Source organism: Pseudomonas sp. WP18 (assembly GCF_036689585.1).
In the GTDB taxonomy this organism is placed as follows: Bacteria; Pseudomonadota; Gammaproteobacteria; order Pseudomonadales; family Pseudomonadaceae; genus Aquipseudomonas; species Aquipseudomonas chlororaphis_E.
On the sequence record NZ_CP144758.1, the window covers coordinates 1,931,028 to 1,943,028 of the forward strand.

At 64.8% G+C, this 12,001-nt stretch carries 8 protein-coding genes; 1 reads left to right on the plus strand and 7 read right to left on the minus strand.

Annotation, left to right across the window (positions count from 1 at the left end):
• Positions 1-6 precede the first annotated feature (6 nt).
• The 7 genes from V5F23_RS08515 to V5F23_RS08545 form a co-directional block, all read right to left on the minus strand.
• Positions 7-2,733 (minus strand): molybdopterin-dependent oxidoreductase, encoded by a 2,727-nt coding sequence (locus tag V5F23_RS08515; protein WP_338498013.1) that lies wholly within the window; start codon positions 2,731-2,733, stop codon positions 7-9.
• On the minus strand, positions 2,733-3,050 hold the full coding sequence (gene nirD / locus V5F23_RS08520) for a nitrite reductase small subunit NirD (RefSeq protein WP_042729587.1): 318 nt from the start codon (positions 3,048-3,050) through the stop codon (positions 2,733-2,735). The genes V5F23_RS08515 and nirD overlap by 1 nt, the downstream gene beginning before the upstream one ends.
• Entirely contained in the window at positions 3,047-5,500 is a 2,454-nt protein-coding gene (gene nirB, locus V5F23_RS08525; RefSeq protein ID WP_042729588.1) for a nitrite reductase large subunit NirB, read from the minus strand. Before nirB ends, nirD begins: the two co-directional genes overlap by 4 nt.
• A gap of 446 nt (positions 5,501-5,946) precedes the next feature.
• On the minus strand, positions 5,947-7,617 hold the full coding sequence (locus tag V5F23_RS08530) for a bifunctional protein-serine/threonine kinase/phosphatase (RefSeq protein ID WP_042729589.1): 1,671 nt from the start codon (positions 7,615-7,617) through the stop codon (positions 5,947-5,949).
• Positions 7,618-7,626: 9 nt separating this feature from the next.
• Positions 7,627-8,838 (minus strand): nitrate/nitrite transporter, encoded by a 1,212-nt coding sequence (locus V5F23_RS08535; protein WP_042729590.1) that lies wholly within the window; start codon positions 8,836-8,838, stop codon positions 7,627-7,629.
• Positions 8,839-9,240: 402 nt separating this feature from the next.
• On the minus strand, positions 9,241-9,816 hold the full coding sequence (locus V5F23_RS08540) for an ANTAR domain-containing protein (RefSeq protein ID WP_047737436.1): 576 nt from the start codon (positions 9,814-9,816) through the stop codon (positions 9,241-9,243).
• Between the two features lie 14 nt (positions 9,817-9,830).
• Positions 9,831-11,042: a CmpA/NrtA family ABC transporter substrate-binding protein gene (locus tag V5F23_RS08545; protein WP_042729592.1), complete on the minus strand. Its 1,212-nt coding sequence runs from the start codon at positions 11,040-11,042 to the stop codon at positions 9,831-9,833.
• Between the two features lie 225 nt (positions 11,043-11,267).
• Between V5F23_RS08545 and V5F23_RS08550 the strand changes: the two genes are divergently transcribed.
• On the plus strand, positions 11,268-11,999 hold the full coding sequence (locus V5F23_RS08550; RefSeq protein WP_042729593.1) for a helix-turn-helix domain-containing protein: 732 nt from the start codon (positions 11,268-11,270) through the stop codon (positions 11,997-11,999).
• Positions 12,000-12,001: the final 2 nt, after the last annotated feature.

Here is a 12,001-nt window from a genome sequence, read left to right on the forward strand (position 1 = left end):
TTTTCCTCACGAGAGAGCGGCCATCGGTTGCGCTGAGGCAACCAGCAGGCGCTTGATTTCCGGTACGCAGGAACCGCATTGCGTGCCACAGCCCAGTTCCTTTTTCAGCCCCTGCAAGTCCAGGCCACGTTCGATGCCGGCGCAGATCGCGCGCTGGCTGACGTTCAAGCAGTTGCACAGTGTCTTGCCGCCGCTACCGCCACCCACCGCTGCGCCGACATTGCCTGGCGGAGCGCTCAATGGCGCCAGCAGCCAGCGGCGCAGTTGTTCATCGGCGCGACCTTCCTGCCACAGATTCTGCAACCAGTGCCGGGCGAGGGTTTCGCCGGCCAGGCGGATGGCGGTGATGCGACCGTTCTCGATCCGCACCCGTTTGCCGATGGCACGACGCGGATCGTCGTAGGCCAGCACCGGACCGTTGATCAGCCCCAGTTGCTCGTCGATGGCCTGCAGCAGTTCGGGATCGGGCGCTGCGGCGCTGGCTGCGCGAATCACCAGCGCCGGGCGTTCACGGCCAGTGAGGCTGAGGCTGACGTAGGCAAACGCCTCACAGAGCGGTCGAAGCGTCTCCAGATGCTGTTGAACATCGCCCTCGATCAATGTGAACAACTGCCAAGGCAGGTTCACCGGTTCCAGGCGTACGCCGCTGTGCTTGAGTTCCGGCTGTTTCGACAATGGGTCGAAGGCCGGTTGGGTCAGGCGGTTGACCCCACCCTTGAGGAACCGGTCACCCCAGTGCATGGGCAGGAACGCCTGGCCGGGACGCACGCTTTCGTCGCTGTCCACGGCCACGACCACCGCGCCGCGCCGGCTTTTCAGGCTGACCAGGTCGCCGGCCTGCAAGCGATGGCGCTGCAGTTCGTCAGGATGCAGGCTGAGGACGGCTTCATTCACATGACCGAACAATTGTGCGGCGGTGCCGGTGCGGCTCATGCCGTGCCATTGATCGCGCAGCCGCCCGGTGTTCAGGGTCAAGGGGTAGCGTGCGTCGCGCAGCTCCCTGGCGGCACGATACGGTTCGGCGACAAATCGCGCGCGCCCGCTGTCGGTGGGAAAGATCCCGTCTTCGTACAGGCGCGCGGTGCCGGTCGTGGCGCCTTCCGGGAAGGGCCATTGCTGGGGGCCGAGTTCATCGATCAGGGCATGGCTGATGCCGGACAGATCGAGGTCGCGCCCGCGGGTCAGGTGTTTGTATTCGTCGAACACCTGGGCCGGGCTGGCAAAGTCGAACAGGCTGGGCTGGCCCGGCCGCAGGCGTTGTTCCAGGCGCTGGGCGAAGTCCACGGTAATCGCCCAGTCCGGGCGTGCTTCACCGGGTGCGTTGACCGCCCGGCGAACGTGGGAAATACGCCGTTCGGAGTTGGTCACCGAACCCTCTTTCTCGCCCCAGCTGGCCGCGGGCAGCAGCAGGTCGGCGAAGGCGGCGGTCTCGGTGGTGCGGAACGCTTCCTGCAACACCACGAACGGACAGGCTTGCAGCGCGTCCCGTACCGCCGTCTGGTCCGGCATCGATTGGGCCGGGTTGGTGCAGGCGATCCACAAGGCCTTGATCTTGCCGCTGCGCACTTCGTCGAACAACTCGATGGCGCTCAGGCCCGGGTTGGCCGGCAATTGCTCGACGCCCCAGTAGTGGGCGACCTCATCGCGGTGTTCCGGGTTGTTGGCTTCCCGATGACCGGGCAACAGGTTCGACAGGCTGCCGGTTTCCCGTCCGCCCATGGCGTTGGGCTGGCCGGTCAGCGAGAACGGCCCCGCGCCCGGACGGCCGATTTGCCCGGTGGCCAAGTGCAGATTGATCAACGCGCTGTTCTTCGCACTGCCGGCGGTGGACTGGTTCAAGCCCATGCACCACAGCGACAGGAAACTCGGCGCGGTGCCAACCCATTCGGCGCACTGGTGCAGTTGTTCGACACTGATGCCGCACACCTGGGCGACCATGGCCGGGGTGTAGTCGCGCACCAGGTTCTTCAATTCAGCCAGGCCTTCGGTGTGGGCCTTGATGAAATCGCGGTCGACCCAGTCTTCCCACAGCAACAGGTGCAAAATCCCGTGGAACAAGGCGACGTCGGTTCCCGGCAGGATCGCCAGGTGCAGGTCAGCCAGGTCGCAGGTGTCGGTGCGCCGAGGGTCGATGACGATGATTTTCATCTGCGGACGGCGGGACTTGGCTTCTTCGAGGCGACGAAACAGGATCGGATGCGCGTAGGCCATGTTGCTGCCGACGATCATCACGCAATCGCTCAGTGCCAGGTCTTCATAGTTGCAGGGCGGGGCGTCGGCACCGAGGCTGCGCTTGTAGCCGACCACGGCCGAAGACATGCACAGGCGCGAATTGCTGTCGATGTTGTTGGTGCCGACCAAGGCCCGGGCGAGTTTGTTGAACGCGTAGTAGTCCTCGGTCAGCAACTGGCCGGAAATGTAGAACGCCACGCTGTCGGGGCCGTGCTCGGCAATAGTGGCCGCGAAGACGCTGGCGGCATGCTCCAGGGCGCTGTCCCAGTCGGTACGGGCGCGGGCCAGGCCCTTGCCCAGGCGCAGTTCGGGGTACAGGGCGCGGGCGGCGAGGTCGCCGGTCAGGTGCAGGGTCGAGCCCTTGCTGCACAGTTTGCCGAAATTGGCCGGGTGGGTGGGGTCGCCACTGACGCCGAGAATGCGCTCGTCGTCATGGTCGATCAGCACGCCGCAACCGACCCCGCAGTAACAGCAGGTCGAGGCAGTGGTTTGGTGGCTCATCAGCTTGCGTCCCGTAGCGCCAGCAGGACCCGGCCGTTTTCGACACGGGCCGAATGATGATGGGCGCAGCCCACATCCGGCGCCTGGGCCTCACCGCTTTGCAGGTCGATCTGCCAGTTGTGCAATGGGCAGGCCACGCGTTTGCCGTAGATCAGTCCCTGGGACAACGGCCCCCCTTTGTGCGGGCAACGGTCGTCGAGTGCGAAGACTTCATCGTCGCTGGTACGAAAAATCGCGATATCGCCTTTCGGGCCCTGGATGATGCGTGAGCCCAGGGCGTTGATCTCTTCCAATGCGCAGATATCCAGCCAGTTCATGCCGGCACCTCCAGGTTCTTCACGGGGATGACTTCGAACTCTTTTTTCAGCTGGGGTTGTTCCAGGCGCTGTTTCCATGGGTCCTGTTCCAGGGCCAGGGAAAATTTCAGGCGTTCATGCAGCGCTTTGCGGCGGGCCGGGTCTTCCAGCACGGCTTTCTTGATGTGCTCCATGCCGACCCGCTGCATGTAGTGCACGGTGCGCTCGAGGTAGAAGGCTTCTTCGCGGTACAGCTGCAGGAATGCGCCGTTGTATTCGCGGACTTCTTCGGCGGTCTTGAGCTTGACGAAGAACTCGGCGACTTCGGTCTTGATCCCGCCGTTGCCACCGATGTACATCTCCCAGCCGGAGTCGACGCCGATGATGCCGACGTCCTTGATGCCCGCCTCCGAACAATTGCGTGGGCAGCCCGAGACTGCCAGCTTCACCTTGTGTGGCGACCACATGTTGAACAGGTCGTGCTCCAGTTCAATGCCCAGCTGGGTGGAGTTCTGCGTGCCAAAGCGGCAGAACTCGCTGCCCACGCAGGTCTTCACGGTGCGGATGGACTTGCCGTAGGCGTGGCCGGACGGCATGTCGAGGTCTTTCCAGACGCCCGGCAGGTCGTGCTTCTTGATGCCCAGCAAGTCGATGCGTTGCCCGCCGGTGACCTTGACCATGGGCACGCTGTATTTATCGGCGACGTCGGCGATGCGGCGCAACTCCGCCGGCGTGGTCACGCCGCCCCACATCCGCGGCACGACCGAGTAGGTGCCGTCTTTCTGGATGTTGGCGTGGGCGCGTTCGTTGATCAGGCGCGACTGTGGGTCGTCCTGGGCTTCGCCGGGCCAGGTGGAGATCAGGTAGTAGTTCAGGGCCGGGCGGCAGGTGGCGCAGCCGTTGGGGGTGCGCCAGTTCAGGTAGCTCATGGTGCCGGCGATGGTCAGCAGGTGTTCGTCGCGGATCGCCTGGCGGATCTGGCCGTGGTTGAGGTCGCTGCAGCCGCAGATGGCTTTCTCGCTTTTCGGCTTGACGTCCGCCGCACCGCCCACGGTGTTGATCAGGATCTGCTCCACCAGGCCGGCGCAGGAGCCGCAGGAACTGGCGGCCTTGGTGTGTTTTTTAACGTCATCGACGCTGAACAGCCCGTGTTCCTGGATCGCCTTGACGATGGTGCCCTTGCACACACCGTTACAGCCGCAGACTTCGGCGCTGTCGGCCATGCTCATGGCTTTGTCCTGGCCCTGGTGGCCGACATCGCCCAAGGCGTTTTCACCGAACATGAGGTGATCGCGGATTTCGCTGATCCCGGCGTTTTCACGGATCTGGCGGAAATACCAGCCGCCGTCCGCCGTATCGCCGTACAGGCAGGCGCCGACCAGCACGTCGTCCTTGATCACCAGCTTCTTGTAGACGCCGCCAATCGGGTCGGAGAGGGTGATGGTCTCGGTGCCTTCGCCGCCCATGAAGTCACCGGCGGAAAACAGGTCGATGCCGGTGACCTTGAGCTTGGTCGAGGTCACCGAACCCTTGTAGGTGGCGAAGCCCAGTTGCGCAAGGTGGTTGGCGCAGACCTTGGCCTGTTCGAACAGCGGGGCCACCAGGCCATAGGCCGTGCCGCGATGGTTGGCGCATTCGCCGATGGCATAGATGCGCGGGTCGTAGGTCTGCATCGTGTCGTTGACCAGGATCCCGCGGCTGCACGGAATGCCGGACTTTTCCGCCAGCTCGGTGTTGGGGCGGATGCCGGCGGCCATCACCACCAGGTCGGCGGGGATGATGTCGCCGTTCTTGAACTGGACCGAGCCGACCCGGCCGTTGCCGGCGTCGTGCAGGGCCTGGGTCTGCTCGTTGAGGCGAAAGGTCAGGCCACGCTCTTGCAGCGCGCTTTGCAGCAATTGGCCGCTGGTCTTGTCCAGCTGCCGCTCCAGCAGCCAGTCACCGAGGTGCACCACGGTCACGTCCATGCCCCGCAGCTTCAAGCCGTTGGCGGCTTCGAGGCCCAGCAGGCCGCCGCCGATCACCACGGCGTGCTTGTGGGTCTTGGCGGTGTCGATCATGGCCTGGGTGTCGGCGATGTCGCGGTAGCCGATGACGCCTTCGAGCGTGTGGCCAGGGATCGGCAGGATGAACGGCGTGGAACCGGTGGCGATCAGCAGGCGATCGTACTCGGCCTCGGTGCCGTCCTGGGCGATGACCCGGCGCTTGACCCGATCGATCTGCACCACCTTGCGGTTGAGCAGCAGGTTGATGTGATTGTCCTGGTACCAGCTCAGGTCGTTGAGCACGATCTCTTCGAACGTCTGCTCGCCGGCCAGCACCGGCGACAGCAGGATACGGTTGTAGTTGGTGTGGGGCTCGGCGCCGAACACCGTGATGTCGTACAGCTCGTTGCTCAGCTTGAGCAATTCTTCAAGGGTCCGAACCCCGGCCATACCGTTGCCGATCATCACCAGTTTGAGTTTTTTCATCAGGGTTCTCCGCGAGCTCATGCCCGTTTCATCACGGCGATCGGGCTGACTCGGCCATTTTTTCGAAAACAAAAAAGGCGTCCCGCTAGCAAGCTAGCGAGGACGCCTTTGTCCTGGTCCCGTTCTCTCGGGAGGCACCGCCCTCATCGTTGGAGGCGTTGCCTTATGTCTGTTGCCAGGGGTTATGCAGTGGTTGTGCCAAGTGGGCCGAGGGTGTGGATTTATTGGGCGGGCCGCTGGTCGGGCGCGCAATGGCGGGATTTATTGCACCGAATCAAAGCGTATTGCCCGGTAATGGAGCGTTGGGGCTGGCGCATCGCGGCGCAAGCTTTGCTCCTGCATTGGATCGATTGTGGGAGCGGGCTTGCCCGCGAAAGCGGTGCGTCAGTCAACATCCATGCTGAAGGTGCTGACGCCTTCGCGGGCAAGCCCGCTCCCACAGGATCTCAGCTGTGAAATACCAGGAACAGCAGCACGATGTTCACCACCAGAGACACCAGCGCCAACGTGCGCCAGACCTTCAGCGGCTCGCGTTCCAACAGTGGCCGGGGCCTTACGCTCAAGCTGCGACGTTCGCCCTGTTCCAGCAACAGCAGCCATTCCTCGGCGGTTTCGAAGCGCTCGTCCGGGTCTGCCGCCACGGCCCGTTCCAGGCTTTGCCCGAGCCATTCGGCCAGGTCCGGCCGATAACGGTGGGCACTGACCGGCACGCCAAAGCGCGGCCGCTGGAACGCCTCGATCTCGCCATAGGGGTAGTGGCCGGTCAGCAGGAAGTACAGGGTCACGCCCACGGCGTACAGGTCTTGCCGAGCGGTCGGCGCGTGGCCGGCGAAGGCTTCCGGGGCGATGTAGCTGGGCGTTCCGGGCAAGACGTTGGCCTGGTCTTCGGACAGCCCCGGGCAGTAGGCCAGCCCGAAATCCAGCAGGCGCAATTCGCCATCGTCCCCCAGGTGCAGGTTTTCCGGCTTGATGTCGCGGTGGTAGATCTGCCGTCGATGCAGGAGCCCCACCGCGCGCACCAGCCGTTGCGCCAGGTCTAGCCATTGTGCCAATGGCAACGGGCCGCCCTGGTCGAACAGCTCGGCCAGGGTCAGGCCGGGGTATTCGCGCATCACGTAATACAGGTGCTGGCGCTGGGGCAGGCCATGGACTTCCGGAAATTGTCGACCGGCGACCCGCCTGAGAAACCATTCCTCGGAGAGCAGCGCTTGCCCGGCCCGACTGTCGTCCCGGAGCTGGCCGGGCAGGGTTTTCAACAGCCATGGCTGGCCCTGGCCGTCGTGCACCCGGTAGAGCAGTGATTGCTGGCTTTGACCGAGCAAAGCTTCGACCTGCCACCCCTCGAAGGCCTGGCCTGCTTTCAGCGCTGGGGGCAGGGGCCATTGCTGCAACTGGATCAGCGCGTCGCCGATGCTCGCTTCGCCCAAGGCGTCGACGCGCACCAGCAAGGCGCTGGCGTTGTCCTGGCTGCCGGCCAGGTGCGCGGCGTTGACCAGGGTCTGCGCTGCGCGATCGAGGTCCGGTTGGTCGCGCAGGACGCCGGCGATGGCCGTGTCCCCCAGGGCGGCCCAGACGCCGTCGCTGAGCAGGACGAAAGTTTCGTCGGGGCGCAGTTCGCCATCGAGGAAATCCAGCACCAGGTGTTGATCCAGCCCCAACGCTCGCTTGAGCACATGTTGCATGCCCTGTTGGTCCCAGACGTGGTCTTCGCTGATGCGATGCAGATGATCGGCGTGCCAGCGGTAGACCCGGCAATCGCCGACATGGGCGAGGGTGAAGCGACGGCCCCGCAGGACCAGCGCGCTGACGGTGGTGAGCAGCGGTTGCCCGCCACCGTTGGCTTGCAGCCAGCGATTCTGCGCCAGCAGCAGGCGATCCAATGCCTGGGCCACGCCCCAGGTTTGTGGCGTGGCGTAATAGTCCAGAGCCAGCGCCTGCAAGGTCGACCGGGCCGCCAGCCCGCCGTCGGCGCATTGGCTCACGCCGTCGGCGATGGCGAACAGGTAGCCCTTGCTGGCGGCCAGGGCCGGGGCCGGGGTGACCAGGCGCAGGGCGTCCTGGTTTTCGTCCCGTGGGCCGATGGCGCTGGCTTCGGCAAAACTCAGTTGCAGGCTCATGGAGTTGGCTTACACCCGGGCGGCGGTGACGGCGGCCGAACCCCAGGTGGTTCTCCAGCGACGCTTGACGCCGTACAGGCCGAACCAGGCCAGGACGCCGAGGCTGGCGAACAACCACAGCGCCATCTGGTAGCTGCCGGTGCTCTGCTTGATCGCACCCATGCCCGCCGCCAGGGCGAAACCGCCGATGCCGCCGGCCATGCCGATCAGCCCGGTCATCACGCCGATCTCGCGACGGAAGCGTTGCGGCACCAGTTGGAACACCGCGCCGTTGCCCGCACCCAGGCCGAGCATGGTGCAGACGAACAGGGCCAGGGCGGCGTAGGAGTTCGGCAGGTTGAAGCCCACCGCGGCGATGCAGATGGCCGCGACGGTGTACATGCCCAGCAAGGTGCGGATGCCGCCGAAACGGTCGGCCAGGGCGCCGCCCAAGGGCCGCATCAGGCTGCCGCCAAAGACGCAGGCGGCGGTGTAGTAGCCGGCCGTCACCGGGCTCAGGCCATACTGGTCGTTGAAGTAGCCGGGCAGGGCGCTGGCCAGGCCGATGAAGCCGCCGAAGGTCACGCTGTAGAAGAACATGAACCACCAGCTGTCACGGTCGCCCAGGGCCTTGAGGTAATCGGCCATGGATTTGGCTTTGGGGCGCTCGGGAGCGTTCTTGGCCAGCCAGGCGAAGAGGACCAGGGTCAGCGCCAGGGGGATGAGGGCGAAACCGAACACGTTGGTCCAACCGAACGTCACGGCCATGATCGGCGCGATCAACGCGGCGAGCACGGTGCCCGAGTTACCGGCGCCGGCGATGCCCATCGCCTTGCCTTGGTGCTGGGGCGGATACCACTGCGAGGCCAACGGCAGGGCCACGGCGAACGAAGCCCCGGCCACCCCCAGGAACAGGCCCAACAGCAGGGCTTGTTCATAGCTGTGGATGCCCAGCTTCCAGGCGCAGAACAATGCGCTGATCACGATCACCTGACCCACCATGCCGGCGGTCTTTGGCGAAATCCGGTCGGCCAGAAGGCCCATGAACAGGCGCAGCACCGCGCCGGCCAGGATCGGCGTGGCGACCATCAGGCCGCGTTGCTGGGTGGTCAGGTGCAGGTCGGTCGAGATCTGCACCGCCAGTGGGCCGAGCAGGTACCAGACCATGAAACTCAGGTCGAAATACAGGAAGGCCGCGAACAGGGTCGGGGTGTGGCCGGATTTCCAGAAGCTTGAATTCATCGCGCACCTCAGCGGTTAAAGTCTCGAAAATGAGTCAGTGCTTCGAGGTGGTGCGCCACAACGGCGACCCCCACCGACCCCGGACGTTGGGGCCAAAGCAAAAAAACGCCGCAACCCGAGTCGCCAAGCCAGGCGAAAAGGGTGTGCGACGTCTTTGTCGTAGGTGGGGCAACCGCCGTTGGTTACCTGTGAGGTTGCTTAAGCGAGATCTGTGCCAACCTGTGAGGGCTATCGCGAGCAAGCTCGCTCCCACGGTAACTTGGGGGGCTCAGAAAGGCAGTGCTCACCCTAAAGCCCGCTCCCACAGGTGACTTGGGGTGTTCACAAAGGCAGTGTTAACCCTAGAGCCCATGTGGGAGCGAGCTTGCTCGCGAAGGCGTCGGGCCAGGCGCCGCGGGGCGTTCAGCCGAGCAGTTCGTTCATGGCAATGATCTGCTCGGCCACCTGGATCAGCTTCTGCTGGCGGCTCATGGCCTGGCGGCGCATCAGGGTGTAGGCCTGTTCTTCGTTGCAATCCTTCATCTTCATCAGCATGCCCTTGGCCAGTTCGATGCGCTTGCGTTCGGCCAGTTGCTGGTCGCGGGCCAGCAGTTGGGCGCGCAGGGCCTGGTCGCTTTCGAAGCGGGCCATGGCCACGTCGAGGATCGGTTGCAGGCGTGCGGCGTGGATGCCTTCGACGATGTAGGCGCTGACCCCCGACTTGATGGCCTGGCGCATCACATCCGGGTCGTGCTCGTCGGTGAACATGACGATCGGTCGTGGCTGGTCGCGACTGACCAGCACCACTTGCTCCATCACATCGCGTCCGGGTGACTCGGTATCGATCAGAATCACGTCCGGACGCACCGTTTCGACGCGTGCGGGCAAATCGATGGTCAGGCCGGATTCGTCGATCACCTCGAACCCGGCTTCAATCAGGGCCGCTTTCAGGCGCCCGACTTTTTTCGCGGTGTCATTGATCAGCAGGATACGCAGCATGTGGAAGGCTCCTGTCAGCGACTGGCGAAAAGGGCGGTGGCATCGCTCAAGGCGTGCAGCTTGAAGCTTTTGGCATACCCGGCCGGGTCCGTGCCGTCCCAGGTGGTGCCGTCGATCAACAGGCTGCTGCGCATGTCCGGCAGCGGGGCGGGGATGTCCAGCGCCGCGCAGGCTTCACGGTACAGCGTGAGTTGCTGGACTTGCCGCGCCACGTCCAGGTAGTCCGGGTCCTCGCGCAGCAAGCCCCAGCGGCGGAATTGGGTCATGAACCACATGCCGTCGGACAGGTACGGCAGGTTCACCGCGCCGCCCGCATGGAAGCGCATGGCGTGAGGATCCTGCCAGCTGTTGCCCAGGCCGTCGGCATAGATCCCCAGCAAGCGCGGTTCGATGCAGTCCAGCGGGGCGTCGAGGTATTGCGGCGCACTCAACAGTTGTGCGGTGCTGCGGCGGTTCTCGCTGCTCTGCTCGATGAAGCGGCTGGCCTCGAGGATCGCCATCACCAAGGCCCGGGCGGTGTTGGGGTACTGCTCGACGAACGCGCGGGTGCAGCCCAGGACTTTTTCCGGGTGGTCGGGCCAGATGGTCTGGGTGGTTGCCAGGGTGAACCCCAGGTTCTGCTTCACCGCGCTGGCGCACCAGGGCTCGCCGACGCAGAAGCCGTCGATCCGTCCGGCCTGCAAGTGGGCGATCATTTGGGGCGGCGGCACCACCACGCTGTCGACGTCGGTCAAGGGGTGGATGCCCTGGGCCGCCAGCCAGTAATAGAGCCACATGGCATGGGTGCCGGTGGGAAACGTCTGGGCGAAGGTCAGTTTCGGGCGAGATTGGTGCACATGCCGTTCCAGTGCCTCAGGACTGGTCACGCCCTGGGCCTGCAAGCCGTGGGACAGGTTGATGCTCTGGCCGTTCTGGTTCAGCCCCATCAGCACGGCCATGTCGGTGGGCGCCACGCCGCCGATGCCCAGGTGCACCGCGTAGACCAGGCCGTACAAGCTGTGGGCGGCGTCGATTTCACCACTGACCAGCTTGTCCCGCAGGTTGGCCCAGGATGCCTGGCGCTTGAGGTTCAGGGTCAGGCCGTAGGGCTGGGCGAACCCCTGGGTGGCGGCCACCACCAGGGGGGCGCAGTCGCTCAGGGCCATGAAGCCAAGATTGACCGCGCTCTTTTCCGGGGCATCGCTGCCATTGACCCAGGCCAGGGGGTTGGCTGGAACTTCATTCATCGCGCATCACCTTCCACATGAAAGCGCCGCCATCCGGCTGGATGACGGCGCCCTTGTCCTCAAAACCGTGTGGCACTCATCCCGGCAACGGCATGGGCACCGATGAACGAAAAGGGTGCAAGGCATATGCCAGCCCGGTGCTCATCATCTTTGCATCAAGATTTCAGGCGCCGCGCCTTTCATCCTGTCGCTCCTTCCATTCGCCACGTTGCAGAGGAGACACCGGTGCAGGACACATCATCTCGCTCCACGGTATTGACTGACCCGCGCGAGCGGGTGGTGCACCTGCGGGTCGTCCAGGGTGCGGTGGCGCTGGGCAGCGCAGGGGGCGGGCAGCGCCAGGCCCTGCCGAGCGGTTGGCAAGGGCTGGTGGTGCTGCGCGACCCGTTGCGGCTTTCCGGTGGCCAATTACATGTGCTGCCGGTCTGCCCGGCGCCGCTGGTGAAGTTGCAGGCGTTCTTCGACATGAGCGATGCCTTCGCCGCGAAAAGAACCGAGGTCGCGCCATGGGCCTTGTTGCCGGTGGCGGATGACGTCGTGCGGACTCCGGCGCGGCTAGAGCGCTGGTTCATTGAACAGGCGCTGGGTGGCACCCCGGGTTATCACGCCGTTGCACCGTTGTTGCGCCAGCATGAAAGCTACGGCCTGGTGCGTTTTTTGTTGGAGCAAGGCACCCGCAGCGAAAAGCTCAACACCCTCGCGCAGCGCTACGGGGTGTCGGTCTCGCACTTTCGCCGGCTCTGCCGGCAGGCCCTGGGCAGCGCGGCCAAACCGGCCTTGCGCGGGTGGCGCACGGCCCAGGCGTTGTTGGACATGAGCCTGGGCAACGGTTCGCTGACCGACGTCGCGCTGGCGTTCGGCTTTGCCTCTTCCTCGCATTTCTCCAAAGAAGTGCGCGAGCTGGTGGGGTTCGCCCCCAGCAGCCTGGCCGACATCACCTACCTGCCGGGCAAGTGAAC

Coding starts and splice junctions, on each gene's coding strand:
- V5F23_RS08515 (WP_338498013.1), bottom strand. CDS start 2,733: ATGAGCCACCAAACCACTGCCTCGACCTGCTGTTACTGCGGGGTCGGT.
- nirD (WP_042729587.1), bottom strand. CDS start 3,050: ATGAACTGGCTGGATATCTGCGCATTGGAAGAGATCAACGCCCTGGGC.
- nirB (WP_042729588.1), bottom strand. CDS start 5,500: ATGAAAAAACTCAAACTGGTGATGATCGGCAACGGTATGGCCGGGGTT.
- V5F23_RS08530 (WP_042729589.1), bottom strand. CDS start 7,617: ATGAGCCTGCAACTGAGTTTTGCCGAAGCCAGCGCCATCGGCCCACGG.
- V5F23_RS08535 (WP_042729590.1), bottom strand. CDS start 8,838: ATGAATTCAAGCTTCTGGAAATCCGGCCACACCCCGACCCTGTTCGCG.
- V5F23_RS08540 (WP_047737436.1), bottom strand. CDS start 9,816: ATGCTGCGTATCCTGCTGATCAATGACACCGCGAAAAAAGTCGGGCGC.
- V5F23_RS08545 (WP_042729592.1), bottom strand. CDS start 11,042: ATGAATGAAGTTCCAGCCAACCCCCTGGCCTGGGTCAATGGCAGCGAT.